We start from the raw sequence: 19,171 nt of genomic DNA, 5'->3' as shown, positions 1-19,171 counted from the left end.
CTATGCGCACGACCTTTAAAAGACTTCGGTAAAATGATGCGAAAATGCGATATATTTGCATATATTATGCAAAATATCGCAACGCGCTAGCCTATTTAACCTTAAAATCCCGCCCACGCCTGCTAATCTAGTCCATCAGTAGACCTCGTTTGGAATAGCACGGCATGCTTATGAAATCCGGCTCTCTCGTTCCGCTCATTGCCTGCATGACACTGATGACTGCAGTTGCGCCCGCCCTGGCTGAGACGGCACCAATTGTCACCCATCATGTGCTTAAAACTGGCAAAACGCCTCTGGCTTATGACGCCGCTTTCACCGAGACTGAGCTGAAAAACGCCAGTGGCCAGCCTGTTGTCACCTTGTCGGCTATCTCCTATGTGCTTGACGGCGTAAAAGACGATACCAAGCGCCCCGTGATGTTTTTTTTCAACGGCGGTCCCGGTGCATCATCTTCACCTCTGCATATGTCGGCCTTTGGTCCGCGCATTCGCAGCGAGGGCAAAAACGCCCACATTATCGATAACCCCAACACCCTGCTCGACAGCGCCGATCTCGTCTTTATTGACCCGGTCGGCACCGGCCTTAGCCGCACCTTCCGACCCGATGAGGTTGGCCAGTTCCTAGGTGTCAACCATGATGCCGCCGCTGTCCTGACGGTGATAACGAACTGGCTCAAATCCAACAACCGCGAAGCCTCGCCCATCTTTATCGCCGGCGAAAGCTACGGTGGCGCACGACTGGCGGTCATTGCCGGCCAAATGGTCGATCAAAAGACCCCGATCCACCTCAAAGGGCTGTTGTTGATCTCTCCGGCGCTTGATTTCTCAACAAGCGCCGACATGACGCAGGTGCTACAATTGCCGACGCTGGCCGCCGGGGCCTGGTATCACCGGAAAGTGGACCGGAAGCAGCGCTCGCTCGCCGACGTTGTCGCATCCGCGCAGAACTTTTCTATCAACACCTATGCGCCGGCCCTGATCAAAGGCGCCGCCCTGAGTGAAAACGAGCGCGCTTTCGTGGCGAAAGAACTGGCGGATTTCACCGGTATTTCTGCTGACCTGATTGCCAATGCCAATCTGCGCATCGACAGCGACGTTTTCCTGTCAAACCTCAATGCCGCTCAAAACCTGGATACTGGCCGTCTCGATATGCGTGTCACCGCCATTAAGGCGCCGCCACTCAATGCCGATCGCTCCGCCGCCGCCAATGATCCGTCACTGGGCCTAGGTAAGAGCAATGTTATCACCTCCCCCCTTATCACCGCCTATCTACACGACGAACTGAAGGTGCCGGTAACCAGCGACTATGTCAGCCTGTCGCTTGACCTGAATTTCCGGTGGAACTGGTCGGACGTAAGGGATGAACAAAAATTTGCGCTCAACGTCACCCCTGAATTGGCGCGCCTGATGAAGGACCGACCCGGGGTGCGGATGATGGTGGTCGGCGGCTATTACGATCTCGCCACGCCGTTATGGAGCGCGCGCTACGCCATCGAGCACAGCGATGCGCCGCTTGACCGTGTCCGCTTCGAGGCCTACCCGACCGGCCATTCGGTCTTCAATCCCGCCGACGATCTGAGCGCAAAAGCTGATCAGATCCGCACCTTTCTCACGCCCCAGCCGTAAACGGAGTACCCCATGTCGGCCCAGGAACCGCTTTCCAGCATCGATATCCGCATCCTTGAACAGATCCAGAATGACAGCTCGCTGTCGACCAGCGACCTAGCCGACCGTGTGGGCCTGTCGCAGTCACCGTGCTGGCGACGTCTGCAACGCCTGAAAGAGGACGGCTACATCAAGGGTCAGGTGGCCTTGCTCGATCGCCATAAGTTCGGGGGCAGCCTGATGCTGTTCGCCTATCTTAAAATGACCACCTTGACCGATGACAAACGTGCCGAATTCCTGCGCCGCATAGAAACAACACCTGAAATCCTCGAATGCCATACCCTCTTCGGGGAAAAGGACATCATGCTTAAGGTTATCGCGCCCAGCATGGACTGGTATCAAAAGTTTATCTTCAACGTCATCCTCAAGCTGCCGGGCGTTGTCGATATCCAGTCCACGGTCACCCTTACCGAGCTGAAATCGACAACAGCCATTCCCTTGCGTGGCGTTCGGGCCATCTGATCTGTGCCGGAGCATAGTTTATGCTGCGTTCGGCCTGGTTCGCGCATCCCTATGTCAAACATCCGCATCGCCACGTACGAATAAGTATTTTTATCCACGAAATCCGGCGTAGCGTTCCCCTTGCTCACTTCCCGATTTTTCAGGTGTCGCACCATGAGGTTTTCGTTGACTTTTCGCTCCACAATCACGGCTTCGATGTTGGCGCTCAGTCTCGCGGTCGCACCGGTCATAGCGCAGGAAGCCAAGTACGCGCCTAAGGAAGCCTTTACACCGGCTGAGTTCGGCGCCGCCGTAGTGACGCAGCACAAGGGCATTTTCGGCGGACAGAAACTCGACTATACGGCAACCGTCGCTCCCTATATCGTCAAGGACAAGACCGGCCGCGACGCCCTATCCGTTGTCACGTTCGCCTATGTTGCCAAGGTGAAAGACGCTTCAAAACGTCCGGTAATGTTCGTCTTTAACGGTGGTCCGATTACGCCCGCGCTCTACCTGCAAATGGGCGCCTTCGCCCCCCAACGCGTGGCCATCAGTCCAGATATCACTGCCGATCCGAAGACCGCGCCCCTGATCGACAATCCCGATAGCCCGCTCGATGCCACCGACATTGTCTTTATCGATCCGGCCGGCACCGGCTATAGCCGCCCCCTGCCCGGCACCGATCTGAAAGACTGGTTTTCGGTCAAGGCCGATGGCGATGAATTCGCGCAAACCATCACAGCCTGGATGAAGGCCAACGGCCGGGAAATGTCGCCGGTTTATGTCTTCGGGGAATCCTACGGCACCATTCGTGCGCCACAAATCATGAAGGACTTGGCCGAAGCTGAAAAGCCACTGACACTTGGCGGCGTTATCCTGTTCGGTCAGGCCGCGAATATCGTCGACTATGTGCAGCACCCCACCAACATCATCAGCTATGTCGTATCCCTGCCCACGCTCGCGGCCACCGCCTGGTATCATCGGGCGGTCGATCGCAAGGGTTTGAGTCTCGGCGCTTTCGTGGATGAGGCACGCGCCTTCGCCGATAATGAATATCTGCCGGCGCTCTATAAGGGCGACCTGATCACGCCCGCCGACAAGGCTGCCGTTGCCGCCAAACTCGCGGAATATACCGGCGTACCAGCGCAATATTACCTCGACAATCGCCTGCGTCTGTCTAAGGAAGGCTATCGCCGCCTGCTCTTCAAGGATCGGAACCTGATCCTTGGTCAATCGGATACCCGTTATGTCGGACCCGCGGCGTCGGGTGATCCGTCATCCGTTGTGCCGCGCGTTTATGAAGCCAGCTTTGCCGTTTACCGCCGCGATGTCCTGAAACTCGATGGCAAGCCTACCTATCTGACGGCCAGTCCGGTCGATGACGAAATCGGCGCCGGCTGGAGCTATGGCGGCGCGGATTCGCCGTTCGTCGATTACCCCTTCTATGCCATGATCGGCGACGCTCTGAAAAAGCAGCCGAATATGAAGATTTTTGTCGGTAACGGCTATTTCGATACCCAGACGACCGTCGGCGCGGCCGAACTCTTGCTCAAGCAATCGGGCTGGCCACGCGCCAATACCCGCCTGAAGCTCTATGAGGGCGGTCACATGGCCTATTCGAACCCGCAAGCCTTGGCAAAAATCTCGGCCGACGTGCGCGCCTTCGTCAAGGGCGATAACTGATGGCCTGCGTACACTACGGTCCGGAAGAGGTGGTTGCATGGCTAGACTATCCGGGCTGCATATCGGCTGTGCGTGACGCCATGGCCGCCTTTTCCGCGTCTGAGATCCCTCAGCCCCTGCGCACCATTATCCCGCTGGCGCCGCTGAAGGTTCTGGCCCTGATGCCAGGTTTTCTGACGCCCGAGGGCGGTCTTGGCCCCTTTGGCGGCAAGATCATCAGCGTGGTGCGCAATCCGCAAAACCCCGGCCGCTCGAGGCATCATGGGCTTGTCGTCGTTTTCGATCCGGACACCGGCGAGCTTATCTGCACAGCCGATGCCGGCGAGATCACCGAGATCCGTACCGCGTCAGCCTCCGCCGTCGCGACGGATGTGCTGGCCCGAAAGGATGCAAAACGCCTGACCGTCTTCGGCGCCGGCGCGCAGGCACGTTCGCACGTCGAGGCTATCCGCTATGTCCGCGACCTTGACGACATCCGCATCTGGGGACGTGATTTTGTCAAGGCTAGCGCTTTTGCCGCTGAGATGGCCGCGCAAACCGGCCTCGAGATTTTCGCCGTCGACTCCGCCGAAGAGGCATGCCAAGACGCCGATATCATTTGTACTGCCACGGGATCGTCCGAGCCGATCCTGTTCCGCCGATGGGTAAAGCCCGGCACCCACCTCAATATTGTTGGCTCCTCAGGTCCTGGCCCCGTGGAAGTCGATAGCGACCTTGTCGTCGCATCCCGCTACATCGCCGATAGCCGCCGTTCGGTGCTGGCGGCCGGCGCGGAATTTCTTGCGGCGAAAGATGCTGGTCTGATTGGCGACGAGCATATTGTCGCTGAAATCGGCGAAGTGCTGAATGGCCATATCGCGGGTCGCCGCGATGACAGCGAGATCACCCTCTACAAATCGCTCGGTCACGTCGTGCAGGATCTGTGTTCTGCCGCCTATGTCCACCACAAAGCACAGGCCAGAAAATGACGCGTTCGCACTTCCGAATCTGCCTTTTATCCTCAGTTTTCGGCCTTACTCTATCTGGTGCGGCCATGGCCGATGCCAGCTTTGTCCAGATCCAGAACAAGCAAACCATCGGCCGGCTTGATGTCCACTCAACCGCTACCGCCGTGACTATCGATTATTTTGTCGATGACAATGGCCGCGGCCCAAAACACAAACAAGCCCTGACGTTAGACGCCAATGGCTTGCCCCTTTCGGGCCAGATCACAGGCACCTCTCTGATGGGCGGCAAGGTCGATGAAAGCTTCGTCTTCGCCAAATCGCGTTTCACCTGGACCTCGCAAGCTGACCACGGCGATCTTAAGCGGAAAGAGGCTGGTCTCTATATTGTCAACGATTCCAACCCCTACGATCTCGCCCTATACGCCCGCTATCTGCTCAAACAACCGGGGCAGGAAGCTGATGTTCTGCCCGAGGGCCATCTACGCCTGGTCACACTTAAAGCCTATAGCTTCGCAGGCGCCACGGTCACAGCCTATCGGCTCGATGGCCTTAATCTGGAGCCGAGCTACGTCCTGCTGGACGACACACGGGAACTGTTCGCCTCTATGGGGGGCGGCGACCTTATCGTGCGTAAGGGCTATGAGGCCGAGGCTGATAAGCTTGGTCAGCTTGCCGGCGACCTTGAAGCCGCGCGCCAGAGAGATTTGCAGGCCAAACTCGGACACACTTTCATCGGGCCGGTCCGTATCAAAAACGTTCGCATCTTCGATCCGCGCACAGGCGGCTTAAGCCCCCTCTCCAGCGTCTATGTCATTAAGGATCGCATCGCCACTATTCTGCCCGAAGACCTGGCCGACGAAAATGCTCCGCTTGATGAAACCCTTATTGACGGTGACGGCGGTACGCTTGTGCCAGGCCTGCACGACATGCACTCGCACACAACCGACTCGTCTGGCCTGTTCCTGCTGGCGGCGGGCATCACCGCCGTGCGCGATATGGGCAACTACAACGACTTTCTCGATCAACAGATAGCTCTGCTAGACACAGGTGAGATCGCCGGCCCGCGCATCATCGCCAACGGGTTTATCGAGGGCAAGTCGCCTTATTCGGCTAATACTGGCATCGTGGTGGCGTCTCAGGCTGAAGCCGACAAGGCTGTACGCTGGTATGCCGACAATGGCTATTTTCAACTCAAGATCTACAACAGCTTCAACCCAGCCTGGATCAAGCCGACCGCCGCCGAAGCGCATCGTCTCGGTATGAACGTGGTCGGCCATATCCCGGCCTTCTACACGCCCGATCAAGCAATAAATGACGGCTATGATGAGATCACCCACATCAACCAGCTTGTGCTTGGCTGGCTGCTTAAGCCCACCGAAGATACACGCACGCCACTGAGGCTGACGGGACTCGCGCGCGCCGCTACGCTCGATCTTGAAAGCCCACCTGTGCAGCACACACTCGGCCTGATGACTACGCATCACACCTCGCTCGACACCACGGCGGTGATCGTTGAACGCCTGATGTTGAGCCGTGCCGGCACGGCGCTGCCGGCTGATCAATATTACCTGGATCATATGCCCATCGCTTATCAGCGTTACCGCAAGCGCACCTATCTGCCGCTGAAGTCTCCTGAAGATGACGCCAGTTATTTCAAGGCCTTCGACAAGCTGGTGGATGTGATGCGCCTGCTGCACACCAATGGTATTCAGTTCCTGCCGGGTACCGACGATACGCTCGGCTTCTCGTTACGTCGCGAACTCGAACTTTACGTCAAGGCCGGGATGACGCCTGCCGAAGCATTAAAAGTGGGCACACTCGATATGGAAACCTACCTGCATCGCGATCAGGAACTGGGCACCATAGAACGAGGCAAGCTGGCCGATTTCTTTCTGGTCAAGAGTGACCCGACACAGGATATCACCGCCCTGCACGACACGCGCATGGTGCTGAAGGGCGGTTTCGTCTATTTCCCCGACGAAATCTATGAATCGCTTGGCATAAAGCCATTCACGACCGCGCCTAAAATAATCCTGCCTGCCCAGCCGCGCACCCCGGCCGCGTCCGCTCATTCCGGGGGTTTCTTTGACGCGTTCGACTGATCCGCAATTCCACGCCAGCCATTTTACACCCGACCGAATGCCGGTGCGTGCCCCCTTTGGCGTGGCGGCCCTGGCTATGGTCGCAATGGTTAAGATCGAATGTATCGCATATTCCGGAGAGACGAAATGAACGTAAAGCATATTCCGGCCATGGGCCTGGCAGCCGCGCTGATGTTGGCATCTGCACCCGTATGGGCCTTTGCCCCTCCTATCATGATGCATGTCGAGAGCGATCATGCCGGCACGTTCGGCGGTAAATCTATCCGCTACAAAGCGGTGGTCGATGAAAGCTCGGTCACCGATCCGGGCGGCAACACCATCGCAACCATCGTTTCGACAAGCTATATCCGCACCGACGCACCAAAGGACAGCACGCGCCCGGTCCTGTTCGTCTTCAATGGCGGTCCAGGATCGTCATCGGTGTGGCTGCATATGGGGTTGGTGGGGCCGAAGCGCATCGCTTTCAAGGATGACGTCAAACCGGAAACGACACCGCCTTTCCGCTTGACAGACAACACCGAAAGCCCGCTCGACGTCGCTGATATCGTGCTGATCGATCCGCCTGGCACAGGTTATTCGACCGTAGTCCCAGGCCACGAAAGCGAAGTCTATGGTGTCGATGAAGATGTCCATGCCATCGCAGCCTTCATGCAGGCCTGGACGATAAAGAACGGCCGCGCCAATGCGCCGAAATTCCTACTCGGCGAATCCTATGGCACAATCCGCGCCGCGCGCCTTGCCAAACTGCTGGCCGGTGGTCCGATGGAAACCGGCAGCATGACCGGCATGACGCTCAACGGCATTATCATGCTTGGGCAGGCTATGGATATGAGCGCCGGCGGCGACACCGACTATCTTACCGCCTTGCCAAGCCTTGCTGCTACAGCCTGGTATCACGGCGCTATCGACAAGAACACCACGACCCTCGCCAGGCAGATCGCTGACGCCCGGGCCTTCGCTGCCGGTGATTATCTGCGCGTTCTTTATCTCGGTGATGCGGCAAGCCCTGCTGAAAAGAACGCGGTGGCAAAAAAACTCGCCGATCTGACGGGCCTCTCCGAGGATTTCGTCCTACGCCGCAATCTGCGCGTCTCGACACATGCTTTTGCGTCTGAAATCCTTGCCTCGAAGAACGAGCAACTCGGTCTCTATGATGGCCGCTACACTCTGCCCCTGCGCGGTTCTGGCGGCGACCCCGTGGCCGATGACCCCGCAATGGGCCAATATGTCCCGGGTTTTCTGGCTGTCTGGAGCGATTACGCCCGTAAGGATCTCGGTATCACCACCCCTGCACCCTATCGCGCCATCGAGTTTCGCACCGTAAATGGGCGTTGGAATTGGGGTCAGGGTCCCGGCATCCAGCCGACAACGAACTATGCCGAGGATCTCGCTGTCGCCATGCGTCGCAATCCATCGCTTAGGCTGATGGTTGGAGAAGGCGCCTACGACCTCGTCACCACCATGGGCGAGGCCGATTACACCATCGCCCACGCCGGAATAAGCCCTTCTCAGGTTACGGTGAAACTCTATGATTCCGGGCATATGCCCTATCTCGGCACCGAAAGCCGCAAGGCCGTTGCCGCCGATATCCGCCACTTCATCAGCGAATAGATCATGACCCACCCCCTTGAGCCAGAACGGAAGCTGAAGCAAACGGTCGGATTGATCGGGGTGGTTATGTTCGGGGCTGGGTCGGCGATCGGCGTTTCCATTTTTTCCGTTCTGCAACCCGCGGCGAAGGTGGCGGGGTCGGGCCTTTTGATCGCCATGGTCATAGCCACCATCCCTATGGTTCTGTTCGCTTCCAGTTACGCTTTCATGGGCTCAGCCCTGCCGACCTCAGGCGCATCCTACGAATGGCCAAGACGTTTTATACACCCATTTGTCGGCTTCATCATCGCCTGGCTGCGGATCATCGCCAATGTCGGCGCGATCATCGTCCTGTCGTCTGTGCTTGTCAGCTATCTCGGCATGGCATTCGATCTGCCGCGCAAACTGACCATGGCGGTCGCCATTACGATTGCCTTCGTCATGAACTATTTTGGCGTGTCGATCGCTTCTGGCGTGCAGACGGTTCTGATGGGCCTGTTGTTGTTGGTTCTGGCCGCCTTCGCTTTTACCGGCTTGCCGATGACCAGCCTGGACCTGATCCAGCCGATCATCGGTCATGGTTGGGTGGCTATTTTTGCCTGCGTCACCCTGATGATCTCGCTGTTTCTCGGCATCGAGTCCGCCGTTGAAATCGGTGAAGAAGTCAAGAATCCGCAGAAGACCCTGCCTCAGGGGATTGTTCTGGCAGTCTTATTGACCCTCATCGTTTACGGTATTGTAGCGTTTACCGCTCTGGGGTTGATCGGACCGGAAAAACTGGCCCTGAGCAAAACGCCCCTTCTCGATGCCGCCCGGGTACCGCTTGGTCCCCTGGCCGGTCCGGTGATTATCAGCGCCGCCTGTGTCTCTATCATGAAATCGCTCAACGGTATTGCGCTGGGCTTTTCACGCTCGCTTTACGCCATGGGCCGCGAAGGCGCGCTCCCGTCGTTTTTCACTGCGGTGCATCCGAAATTCGGCACGCCTTATCTTGCCGTAGCCATATGCTGGGGCCTGGGCATAGCGGGTATCTTCCTGCCCGATGACCTGGTCTTCCTGCTGTTGGCCGTCAATATCCCAACCATGTTGAAATACATGGCCTGTTCGATCTCAGCCACCAATCTGGTTCGTTACCACCCAAAAATCTATGCACAGGCGGGATTGAAATGGTCGAAACCAACGATCTACCTGCTCGGCTATGCCGGCGCCCTGTGCGCAGTGGGCATCATTCTTGCCGGTATCGAGGCCGACGCGCGCCCCTACGGACTTCTGTGTGGCTGGGCCGTCATCGGCATCGTTTACTGGTTCGTCCGCCAGCGGGTAAAAAAGACCCGCGCTGACACGGGCGCGAACTAATTTATGCGCCGATAGGCGGGAACACCCCGCACTTCACATAAGAATTGCCGCTCGATTCTACTAAATTCACCTGCGTCAAAGGATTGCTACCGATCCGCGACAAGGAACTTAAGTATGAATAAACCGTCGCGTCTCGCGTCCCTGTCTCCCGCTACCCTAACGGCTGCAGACGCCCCACTGTCTTACGCCCAATGGGTGCGCAAGGCCTTAGCGCAAAGCCGCGATGCCTTTGTGCTGTTCGACAGTTCGGTTGATGAGCCGCGTGACCTTCTGCAGGCCATAATCAAGAAGGCCTTTGCCGCACCCGTGAGCGATCGCTATACCTCGTCTTTCGTCAAAGGTAATCCTTTTGCCGTCAAGGCTTTATCGCGGCGCTACAATGTGCCGGAGGATCACGTCCTCACGACCTCCGCGGCCACGACGGCGATTTCAATCGTCTACCACGCCTATCTGGCCGCTGGCGACCATATCCTCGTCGAGACGCCACGGTTTGATCTGCTGGCCACAACAGCACAGGCCATGAATGTTGAGGTCGAGGACTTCCAGCGCAAGGCTCCAGGTTACGCTATTGATGTCGACGCCTTGCGCGCGCATATTCGCCCGAATACCAAACTTATCGTCTTGTCCGACCTGCATAACCCTTCCGGCGCTCTGTTGCCGGAATCGACCATGAAAGCGCTGGCGGATCTGGCCGCGATGCACGGCGTGAAGGTCGTGATCGATGAAGTCTATGGCGACTACGCCGACACCGCCCGCCCGCATTCGGCCGTGCACTATTCACCTCACTTCATCGCGATCAACAGCCTGACTAAGATCTACGGCCTAAGTACGTTGCGCTTCGGTTGGGTTCTGGCCTCACCGGATACCCTGTCGCCCATTCGCGACACTGCCGGCCGCTTCGACTTTACCTCTTCCAACCTGTCACATGCCGTGGCTGCTCTCGTTCTGGAAGAAGACAGTCAGTTCGACGCCTACCGTCGTGAGGTTATGGCCGAAACTCACCCCGTCATGGCTCGGGCTTTTGAGAACTGGGTAGCAGACGGGCTGGTCGAAGGGCCTATGCCCGATCATGGTTGCATCCTCTTTCCAAAACTGATCGGTGTCTGTGATACCTGTCACTTTTCCGACTGGATGGCGCAAACCCACAATGTCCGCGTTGCGCCGGGTGAATATTTTGGCGCTCCCGGTCATGTCCGTATTGGCTTTGCGAAGGATCTTACGGGCATGACCGCTGCTTTTGAACGTTTTGCTTTGGGGCTGCACCAGTATTCAGCAACGCCCGCTTGCTCGCTGTAGAACGGTCCTAACGTCAGCCTCGTTGGAATACGCACTTTCCCAACAAGTAAGCTACGATTGTCAGTCAATCTGTAAATCTACTAGGAGGATATGCCCGCCCAATTCCCGTTTGATCGCAATTTCACCGGCTATATAATCAGGGCACCGTATCCGATTTTTGAGGTTGACCGTTGTTAGAATATCGACGTGCTGAGCACCGCCCATGGGTAGCCGCGCTAGTTCAAAAACATTTTAAGCTAATGGGACGTTCAGCGGAACCAACTATTGATTCAATCGAGGAGTATTTCGAAACCTTGATTTATGACGAGGACGTCCCCCTCGCCGTTTGCCAAACCTGTATTGAAAAGGCCCTGAAGGAACGGGGTGCGGAACATCTGCACGTCATTCTCGACCGCGCGAGAAACTACGCGCTTAGCACTGTCTAGCCGCGCGAGGGCCGCATTGAACTTCGCTATGGATCGACCTTACCAGCGCGTATCGAGCACAGTCATAAGATGCTAATCCCCGGCGAATCTACACCAAGCTATTTTCCGGTGGGCCGAAGTAACTGGCAGGGAGTTTATCCTGGTAGATAATCAGCTTTTGCACGATGACATTGGCGTCCACCATGGTGATCGTGAAGTCATGTTTGCCAGCCGTTTCAATGACGTGGGTTGATGTAACGATACGGACATTGTCTTTGGCAGCCTGAACCCAGCCGTCTCCCAAGAAGGTTTGAGCCTGGCGATCTTCGAATAGATCGAGGATCTGTACCGGCGCGTTATCAAACGCCGCTCCGATCCGCACACCATGATCGGGCGACGAATCCATGATTGGCCCAAGGATGAGCTGCACATGATAGGTGCCAGGCTGCGAGAGGTAGACGGCATACTGCATTTTGGGTCCGTTCGCCGGCGGCAAGATACTCCGCGCAGTTATCGGCACGATGCCCATAGCAGCATCCCCGCGTCCGTAATTTGGAATAGCCACCCAAGCCGCATCCCTCGTGGGCGTCAACTTCGTGGCGGCGGATCCGGCAATCGCAATCGGACCAGACAAGCTGGCGTACCGGCCTTTAGCGTCGCTGCGAATCTGATCAGAGGCCTTGAGGGCGCGAACATGCACCTCGACGTGCGCCGGCTTCGCATCCGACACAGGACGGTCGCCCGCGATCAAGACAACGGCTTTGCTCTCGCCCTGCGGCACCTGCGACCAGTCGACCTCCACCCAGAAGCGGCGATCGGCACGGGGCGTTTTGTCTTCTGTAAGACGTACCCACGGCGCGTCTGCGGATATCTTGAAATCCGGTTTTCGACTGCCCTGGGCAAAAACGTCGATGTACGACCGCCCGGGGTTGAGGGAATCGAACACCGGCAAGATCGCGTCACCATAATGATCCGGCCAGGCGCTAGGATCTCCCTCAATAGCCACCCCGAAATCGGCCGTATCGTGGATGAGGACTTCCGAGGCGGGTGGCAGCATATCCACGCGCGGCGGCTGCCACGTGTATTGGCCGAGATGTGTCTGGTCCATCATATGGTTCCATTTGCCGCCGGCCAGAACATGATTGTAATAGTCGCTCAATTCCCGATCCTGGCGGAACAGATCGCGCGTGCGTGCGGCCTCGGCATTGGCACTTGCCCGCCCTTGGCGAGCGTAAAACTGACTCCGACCGGCGGCGATATTCATCTTGGTGACGATGGCCGAAGCCTTCGTCGGATGCAGAACCAACTGGAAGAAGGCATTCTTTTGATTGTCTGGAAGCGCCTTATAGACGGCTTCCGCCCGGGCCGTCACATCATCCCAAGCTTTCTCGACGCGATCGGCCTCCTGATAATGGGAAAGGCTATAGGTATCCGGCGCGACCATTTCCGGTTTACGCCAGCCGTTATATTTCGTGTAAAGCGTGACGATGTCGGCAATTTCAGTGGCGCGCGCGGCGCCAAAATCGCGTGCCGCCCATCGTCGAGTGTAGTCGCTGACCGCGTCGCGACCGATCGCCCGCGGATTCCAGGCCAGGCGGATAAAAAATTCTATCGGCAATTCCAAGGGCTTGAGATCGCCGACATTCGCGATCCATATATGGTTGGCCCCGTGCTCATTTGCCGCTGTCATCTGTTCCCAAATCTTGGGAAACGGATTGGTGTTGATCCATTGATAGGCATAAGGCCCCCCGTGCATATCGAGGTGGTAATAGATACCGGACCCGCCCTTACGCTTACGTTCGGCGTCTGTCGGCAATCGACGCAGGTTGCCGACGTTGTCATCCGTGAAAAGTAAGGTGACGTCATCAGGCACTTTGACGCCAGCATCGTAGAGCTTTTGAACCTCGGTAAAGAGTGCCCAAAGCTGTGGCACCTGGGCGGGGTCGACGTTCAGCTGCGTCCTCAGTATCTCGCGCTGCGCCGCCATAATGGTTTCAAGCTGCCGCACGTCCGCCTGCACGCCCCCAGCTGATGGCTTGGCGACATCGCCATCCCCGCGCATGCCTATCGTGACCAGGCTTTCATAGGCCTTGTTTCGACGAATGCCTTCCGCCCAGAATGTCTTGAGGCCTTCTGCATTGGTGGCGTAGTCCCATTCTCCATTGCCGTATTTTTCGTGTTTGCGCGTCCACTCCTTCTGAGATCGGACCATGGGTTCGTGGTGCGACGTGCCCATAACGATCCCGTATTCGTCGGCCAGACGCGGATTTTCGGGATCGTCTTCGTTGAAGGCGGAATCCCACATGGCAGGCCAAAGGTAGTTGGCTCTGAGGCGAAGTAACAGCTCGAACATGTGGGTGTACATTTTGCTGTTGAAGCCGCCGTATTTCTCGATCGTCCAGCGCGTCATGCATGGGGCTTCATCATTGATGAAGATACCGCGATATTTCACAACAGGCTCACCAGAGGCGTACCGTCCCACCTTGACGTAAGCCGCAGGCCTGGTCTTGGCTGGTACATCCGCCCACCAATGCCAGGGCGACACTCCGAGTTGTTCTGATAGTTCATAGATGCCGTAGATCGTGCCGCGCTTATCGCTACCTGCGATGACGAGCGCTTGATCTACGCCGGGCATCGGGTTGCGTACCACTGTGATGACAAAGCTTTCCCATTTGCCCTTTAGATCGGCCGCGTCCAGTTTCTTTGCGGCGATAAGGTGGTCGATGACCTGGCTCTTACCAATCGTCCCAATAAAAACAACACGCTTCCCGACAGGTGCCATCGCCATGACTGGCGTTACACCTGTTACGCTGGCGATATCTGTTTGCAGGTCGGCGACTGCCCGACGGACCCCGGGAAAGTCAGCAGTGTCACACCATAGGGCGACGGCCGTACTCTTTGCCACCAATGGAAACGCGCCATGGGACGCGGCGCTGTCAACAATCGCAATCCCCAACACGCCGGTCGCTGTATCAACCACTGCCCGCCTCGGTGACGCAGATCCATGCACAGGCACGACAGCCGCCGCACTAGCGGCTACCGTTGAAAGGAGAAATAGCCGTCGCGTATGCGTCATGGAGAGCCTCACTGTAAACGACCCGTTCAGATCCGGGTACTTTATTGATAGTGATTAAAAGCAACGACTTAGGGCTTAGGTCAGTGTACCCGTTGCAGCCTTGTGATATCACACCCCATCCGGCCTTACCATCGATTTAACTGGTAAGACCAATTTTCCGGATGTATATGCGTGAACCGTTGGATCACCGGTGTGCGCCACTTGCGATATTTTGTCCGACGCACAATTTCATCTTTATGAGGCTCTGGCGAACGCGTCAGGTCCGCCCGGAAGCTCAAAGCGAGCAGGAAACTTTACCACACCACGCCGCGCTGCCTTCGGAAGGTCTGTCCCGACGGGTCAACATAAGCAAGCGATGCTAGTACACGCTGCGCACCGTCATTGCCGCTCGCGCCGCCATTTGGCGATTGCGCAACGATTCCATCTCTTCGATTTCGGTCGCGTCCAGCAGGTATTGGCGAACATTTTCAAGGTGTTTTTGCATAGCCGCCTTGGCTCCAATCGGATCATTACGACTTAGAGCATCCAGAATGTCACCATGTTCGGCCAGGCGCGCCGGAATCCCGCCCCCGCGGGCCTGTTGCATAATATTTGACGCCAAAAGCGAGCTCGTACGCAACTGCCACAGGCTTTCTACGACATCTATGAGGGGCCCGTTATTCGTTACGGCAGCGATGCGCGCATGGAACTGGTAATCGGCCTCCTCCGCCTCGTCTTCGTCTTCCACGGCCATCCGCTTCACGCAGTCCTCAAGATAGGCAATATCCTCAGGCGTAATGACAGCAGCAGCCACAGCGGCGGTGCCACTTTCGATGATGATGCGCGCTTCAATGAGTTCGAATGCGCCAACGTTCAGGTCCTGCGGCCCGCCGATACTTTCCGTCGGTTCCGGTTGAGTCTGCGGTTGCGCGACATAGATGCCCGATCCATGGCGAATTTCGACCACGCCGTAGATTTCCAAGGCTATCATGGCCTCGCGAATGGTCGGCCGGCTCACACCAAATTTTTCGGCAAGCTCCCGCTCTCCAGGAAATTTTTCTCCGGGCAGATATTTCCCTGCCCGAATGGCGTTTGCCAATTCATCGGCGACGCGGCGATACAAGCGTGAGGAGTTACTCGAATTTATCATCTCACCCTTAACCTGGCCGGCAGTGTCGTTTGAAGCGCTGAAGAAGTGCTGTACCATATATTTGTAAATTGGTCAGTCCAGCTTTTTAGTCAAGAGCGCCATCTTAGCCTCTCAGAAGTGACGCCTGCGCTTCAAACTCCAACCTATCGGAAACAGGGGTCGTCACAGCCGCGCAATCACAGACGCAGGACGCAAATGGCCCGAGACCGAGGTCTCGGGCCAAGGGGGTGTGCACTATAGTGAAACTAACGCACTACTCCGGATGTGCATTAGTACTGGGCACGCCAGCCCAGGATCACGGTTTGACCGGGATTGTTAAAGCCATATGGCAGATTGTCGTAGCCCAGATAGCTTCGGAAGCCTTGGTTGTCCAAGTTCGTGGCATCGAGCGTAATGCTCTGCTCGAGACCAAAGGCCTTGAACTTATAGGCTGCCGACAGGTCTATCTGGTGACGCGCGGTCTGGTACATATCGTAAGGGATGCTATTGGCGGATGGCAGGAAGCCAATCTTCATCTTACCGACGTTGACATAGCTGATATGGGCCGAGAACCCGCCATGCTCGTAGTAACCGGTGAAGTTATACGTGGCGTTCGGGATGCTCAGCAGGGTCGACTTGCCAAAGTGCGTGTAGTTGAACGTGTAGCCCAAGCCCTCGACCAGATTGTCGAGCGGTTGAACCCACATGAACTCCTGCCCCGTCAGCTTCGATGTCGTCGACAAGTTGACAGTCGTCGACAGATTGATGGGATTATTGTCCACCAGTGTCGGATTTGCCAGGACGTCCGCCGACGTTTTACCAATTGCGACGGCCATCGCGTTTTGCTGCGTTGTCCCGAGAGATGAATACGGAATGCCGATTGAGCTGAATGGGACGACGACCGTCTTGTTCACGGTGAAGTTGGTTATGTCCTTCTTGTAGAAGGTCAGACCGACATAGCCTGTGGCGCCTGTGTAGTATTCCCCGCCAATATCGAAGTTGTTGGAGTAATAGGGTTTCAATGCCGGATTGCCCTGGCTGGCGTTTTGGGCGCCCGGATCACTAAAGCCCAGTTGCGAGCTCATTTGCGACGGGTTGGCGCGGGTCATTGTCTTCGACGCGGCAATACGTAGGTTCAGATGATCCGTAACCGCAGCCACCGCGTTGAAGGACGGCAGATAGTCCTGATACTTGCGCTCCGTGGTGATGCTGACGATCTGATTGTTGATATTCGATGGCGAAGTAATCGTCTGGTCGGTCGTTTGGTAACGCAGACCGAAGTTCGATTTGATCGTGATGCCGGCTACGGTTGTCCGGTTCGAGGCCATCACGTAGGCGCCGCCAATCTTTTCGTCGATATTGCTGGCGCCGGCGCCATTGTAGGAATTGCCGACGGCCACATTGCCGGGTGAGTTGATCAGCTTATCATAGTCTATGGCTGCGGCGATCTTGTCAAAGTCCGGCGTGACGAACTTGTTGAAGCCCGCTCCCGAAACGCCGTCGCGATATAAGGGCGACTTCATCGTTTTCAGGTAGTTAGGCAAAGCCGAATCCGGGATGGCCGTTGTGAAGGCGGTTGCCAGGGCGGAGGACTTATCCTGAATATTGATGTGACGGGTATAGGTATCGTACGCGGCGCCCGTCTTGAAGGTCCAGTCGCCCCAGTCCTTCGTCAGGTTCAGGTGAGCGGACTTGGTTTCGACATTTCGCTTATCAAGCTGCATGTTGATCTGGCCGACAAAGGTGCGCCAGCCAAGGTTTGGATTATTCAGATCGACACTCGGGGTGATCGTCGGCATGTCATTGCCGGACACGTTGGCGTAAGTCGCCGTAACGTTCGACTGGAACGGCGTACGGAACTTGAGGAAGGTCACGCCGCGTTCATAAGTCGAGCGCATGTAGGCAATGTTGCCATCGAGCTTGAAGCCGTCTGCAATTTGCCAGACCATACCGCCATTAATGCTGTAGAAGGCCGTTTTATCGCGATAGAAGTTGGTTTCTTCAAAGAATGTCGAATTGGCAAAGGTGCCGGCGGTCACAACATTATTGGAATCCACCTTCATTCCAATGGGAATCATACCGCCATTATAGTCGTCCCCCGGCCCCGTATTCCGGACGGCCCACATCATGTCCGAACGTTCCGCCGTCCGCTCCGCGCCGCCGCCCAGGATATCCAGGTTGAAACGCAGGCTGTCAGATGGCCTGTATTCGAGGGCGATCGAGCCCACCTTGTTCTTGCCGGTTCCGTCGAGGAAGTAATCGCGGCCAAGGCGCGGGATGACCGCCCCTTTGATTTGCGTCTCGGTCAAGCCAGGGTTTAGCGCCATAAGGCCGGCTTCGTTTAGAGTGCCTGGCGTCAGGCCGTTGCCTGTATAGCCATAGATCGTGTTGCCGAAGCGGAATTGGTTCGACCCTTGCGGATTGATGACGGTGCCGTTACCTGGAAATTGGGCGTTGGGGTCACAGCCCGTGCAGAAGTTGCTCAGGTTTGGATCGCCCCATCCGAGGGTTTCAAAGCCATCCGAGAAGATATGTTTGTCGGATTGGGTGTATCCGACAAGGACGCCAAATTTGTCCCAGGTTTTGGAATACACGGCCGTAATACGTGGCGAAACCGCACGGGCATTGACGCTGTAGCTGCCTTGCGCGGCCAAGACGAGATGCTCGCCCTTGCGATCGAATGGGCGCGCATTCTGAATATTGACAGTCCCCGCGATCCCGCCTTCCAAGGCGTCAGCGCTTGGTGTTTTCGCAACATCAACACGGTTGAACAGCCCGGTCGGGAACATGTCGAGATCGACCTGGCGATTGGGCGAAGAGGAACCTGTGAAGCCGAAATCCGATGCGACGGCAACGCGGTTGCCATCCATGGTGACCATTGTGAAGGCCGATGGCAGGGCGCGAACGGAAATCTGAGCGCCATCGCCGGTGAATGCGTCGCGTTGCACGACCATGCCCGGTACACGCTGCATGGATTCTGCGAGGTTCAGATCGGGAAACTTGCCGAGATCTTCCGAGAAGATGGTTTCACCGAAGTTGGTAGAATCTTTTTTGGCTTTGGTGGCACTGTGTAGAGAGGCGCGATATCCCGTAACAACGACGACTGTATTGTCATCTGCTGCGGGCGCGGGTGTCGTCTGGGCGTGAACGGCGGCAGTGCCCATTCCACCTAGCATTGTGGCGCACAAAAGCGCCGAACGGATGGCGAAGCTACGCCGATGTCCCGAATTCATAATGTCTCCTCCTGGCTACATGGCACCATTGCAGTGCCGTTTTATTCGTTTCGACGGAGCGAAACGGTGAGTCTGTTACCGCTCACATTTCTGTCGTATGCCCGAATTCGAAGAACGTCAATGTGGTCAGGCCAAAATGGGGCAGAGCGTAGCAGATTTACAACAGAGACGTAACATTCGCTCGCTTCTTATTGATTAATTTATATTTTTTTACAAATAAAGTAGATCTCTGAGCGAAATTGGTAAGGCCATTTTGCTCAAATCACGCTCG

General features: G+C 56.6%; 11 protein-coding genes. 8 read left to right on the top strand and 3 right to left on the bottom strand.

Annotated features, from left to right (window positions below; translation table 11 throughout):
- Window positions 1–170 precede the first annotated feature (170 nt).
- The 8 genes from RCJ00_RS18960 to RCJ00_RS18925 all read left to right on the top strand — a co-directional run bounded on the left by RCJ00_RS18960 (window position 171) and on the right by RCJ00_RS18925 (window position 11,079).
- Window positions 171–1,625 carry a S10 family peptidase gene (locus RCJ00_RS18960; protein ID WP_316223902.1) on the top strand — a complete coding sequence of 485 codons (1,455 nt, stop codon included), beginning with the start codon at window positions 171–173 and terminating at the stop codon, window positions 1,623–1,625.
- A 12-nt stretch (window positions 1,626–1,637) separates the two neighbouring features.
- Window positions 1,638–2,126 (top strand): Lrp/AsnC family transcriptional regulator, encoded by a 489-nt coding sequence (locus tag RCJ00_RS18955; protein WP_316223901.1) that lies wholly within the window; start codon window positions 1,638–1,640, stop codon window positions 2,124–2,126.
- Window positions 2,127–2,291: 165 nt separating this feature from the next.
- Window positions 2,292–3,788 carry a S10 family peptidase gene (locus RCJ00_RS18950; RefSeq protein ID WP_316223900.1) on the top strand — a complete coding sequence of 499 codons (1,497 nt, stop codon included), beginning with the start codon at window positions 2,292–2,294 and terminating at the stop codon, window positions 3,786–3,788.
- Window positions 3,788–4,756, top strand: a complete 969-nt coding sequence (locus RCJ00_RS18945; protein WP_316223899.1) for an ornithine cyclodeaminase family protein — start codon at window positions 3,788–3,790, stop codon at window positions 4,754–4,756. The genes RCJ00_RS18950 and RCJ00_RS18945 overlap by 1 nt, the downstream gene beginning before the upstream one ends.
- 65 nt (window positions 4,757–4,821) lie before the next feature.
- On the top strand, window positions 4,822–6,837 hold the full coding sequence (locus RCJ00_RS18940) for an amidohydrolase family protein (protein WP_316223898.1): 2,016 nt from the start codon (window positions 4,822–4,824) through the stop codon (window positions 6,835–6,837).
- 126 nt (window positions 6,838–6,963) lie between these two features.
- A complete protein-coding gene (locus RCJ00_RS18935) occupies window positions 6,964–8,448 on the top strand; it encodes a S10 family peptidase (RefSeq protein WP_316223897.1) in 1,485 nt (494 codons plus the stop codon).
- Between the two features lie 3 nt (window positions 8,449–8,451).
- Window positions 8,452–9,783: an APC family permease gene (locus RCJ00_RS18930; protein WP_316223896.1), complete on the top strand. Its 1,332-nt coding sequence runs from the start codon at window positions 8,452–8,454 to the stop codon at window positions 9,781–9,783.
- Window positions 9,784–9,897: 114 nt separating this feature from the next.
- Window positions 9,898–11,079 (top strand): pyridoxal phosphate-dependent aminotransferase, encoded by a 1,182-nt coding sequence (locus tag RCJ00_RS18925; RefSeq protein ID WP_316223895.1) that lies wholly within the window; start codon window positions 9,898–9,900, stop codon window positions 11,077–11,079.
- A 513-nt stretch (window positions 11,080–11,592) separates the two neighbouring features.
- Here the strand turns inward: RCJ00_RS18925 and RCJ00_RS18920 are convergent.
- The 3 genes from RCJ00_RS18920 to RCJ00_RS18910 all read right to left on the bottom strand — a co-directional run bounded on the left by RCJ00_RS18920 (window position 11,593) and on the right by RCJ00_RS18910 (window position 18,900).
- Window positions 11,593–14,463, bottom strand: a complete 2,871-nt coding sequence (locus RCJ00_RS18920; protein WP_316223894.1) for a glycosyl hydrolase 115 family protein — start codon at window positions 14,461–14,463, stop codon at window positions 11,593–11,595.
- A 454-nt stretch (window positions 14,464–14,917) separates the two neighbouring features.
- Window positions 14,918–15,661 carry a FadR/GntR family transcriptional regulator gene (locus tag RCJ00_RS18915; RefSeq protein WP_316223893.1) on the bottom strand — a complete coding sequence of 248 codons (744 nt, stop codon included), beginning with the start codon at window positions 15,659–15,661 and terminating at the stop codon, window positions 14,918–14,920.
- Window positions 15,662–15,957: 296 nt separating this feature from the next.
- Window positions 15,958–18,900: a TonB-dependent receptor gene (locus tag RCJ00_RS18910; RefSeq protein ID WP_316223892.1), complete on the bottom strand. Its 2,943-nt coding sequence runs from the start codon at window positions 18,898–18,900 to the stop codon at window positions 15,958–15,960.
- Window positions 18,901–19,171: the final 271 nt, after the last annotated feature.

The organism is Asticcacaulis aquihabitans, assembly GCF_032490435.1.
In the GTDB taxonomy this organism is placed as follows: Bacteria; Pseudomonadota; Alphaproteobacteria; order Caulobacterales; family Caulobacteraceae; genus Asticcacaulis.
The sequence above is the reverse complement of the archived record's forward strand: the minus strand, read 5'-3'. Positions and strand labels throughout refer to the sequence as shown.

Coding starts and splice junctions, on each gene's coding strand:
- RCJ00_RS18935 (WP_316223897.1), top strand. CDS start 6,964: ATGAACGTAAAGCATATTCCGGCCATGGGCCTGGCAGCCGCGCTGATG.
- RCJ00_RS18930 (WP_316223896.1), top strand. CDS start 8,452: ATGACCCACCCCCTTGAGCCAGAACGGAAGCTGAAGCAAACGGTCGGA.
- RCJ00_RS18960 (WP_316223902.1), top strand. CDS start 171: ATGAAATCCGGCTCTCTCGTTCCGCTCATTGCCTGCATGACACTGATG.
- RCJ00_RS18945 (WP_316223899.1), top strand. CDS start 3,788: ATGGCCTGCGTACACTACGGTCCGGAAGAGGTGGTTGCATGGCTAGAC.
- RCJ00_RS18910 (WP_316223892.1), bottom strand. CDS start 18,900: ATGAATTCGGGACATCGGCGTAGCTTCGCCATCCGTTCGGCGCTTTTG.
- RCJ00_RS18925 (WP_316223895.1), top strand. CDS start 9,898: ATGAATAAACCGTCGCGTCTCGCGTCCCTGTCTCCCGCTACCCTAACG.
- RCJ00_RS18940 (WP_316223898.1), top strand. CDS start 4,822: ATGGCCGATGCCAGCTTTGTCCAGATCCAGAACAAGCAAACCATCGGC.
- RCJ00_RS18955 (WP_316223901.1), top strand. CDS start 1,638: ATGTCGGCCCAGGAACCGCTTTCCAGCATCGATATCCGCATCCTTGAA.